The sequence below is a fragment of the Aeromonas sp. LsrichE-8G genome, assembly GCF_022869435.1.
In the GTDB taxonomy this organism is placed as follows: domain Bacteria; phylum Pseudomonadota; class Gammaproteobacteria; order Enterobacterales; family Aeromonadaceae; genus Aeromonas; species Aeromonas caviae.
The window spans coordinates 1-293 of the sequence record NZ_JALIHH010000207.1; the positions used below are offsets into that span (position 1 = coordinate 1).

Here is a 293-nt window from a genome sequence, read left to right on the forward strand (position 1 = left end):
AATAGCTGTTACAGCTACTCCCAGTTCTGTGACCGTTACAAGTCCTGGTGTCAGTTGCAAAAGCGCTCCATGCGCCAGATCCACAAGGCGGGGGAAAAGCTCTTTATCGACTACTGCGGGCCCACGGTGCCCATCGTGTCGCCGACCACGGGTGAGGTCCGTCAGGCACAAGTCTTTGTCGCCGTGCTCGGTGCGTCCAACTACACCTTTGCCGAGGCCACCTGGTCACAGTCACTGCCGGACTGGCTGCAAAGCCATGTCCGTGCCTTTGAGTTTTTCGGCGGGACACCGGC

Annotated in this window: 1 pseudogene; it reads left to right on the plus strand. The window is 59.0% G+C overall.

The window, feature by feature from the left end:
- Positions 1 to 293 (plus strand): annotated as a pseudogene (locus MUW49_RS18720) (IS21 family transposase); the annotation flags it as partial.